The 260-nt window shown below is 71.5% G+C and carries 1 pseudogene; it reads right to left on the bottom strand.

The annotated features are described in order from the left end of the window. A pseudogene (locus KVT32_RS32405) lies at positions 1–201 on the bottom strand (aspartate carbamoyltransferase); the annotation flags it as partial. Positions 202–260: the final 59 nt, after the last annotated feature.

Here is a 260-nt window from a genome sequence, read left to right as displayed (position 1 = left end):
CGGCTCGGCATGGGCTGCAGCGCAATGCGCCGCGCCGCTTTGGGGAAGACGCAGAACCAGCACGCCCGGCGCAAGGCCCGCCACGGTTTCGGCCAGCGCCTGCCTGCCCAGTTCGCATCCGGCGCCTGGGACGGGGTCTGGGTCTGGGCCGCTGTTGGACCGGGTGGCCATGCCAGCATGGCGAGCGCGAACAGTCGGCATGCAACCCGCGCCACCGGTCGGCGCGTTCTCGTCAAGCCAGGCTGTATCCGGGTGCGGAT

This window comes from Achromobacter sp. GbtcB20 (genome assembly GCF_019091095.1).
In the GTDB taxonomy this organism is placed as follows: Bacteria; Pseudomonadota; Gammaproteobacteria; order Burkholderiales; family Burkholderiaceae_B; genus Achromobacter; species Achromobacter mucicolens.
This window is presented reverse-complemented; position numbering and strand designations above follow the sequence as displayed.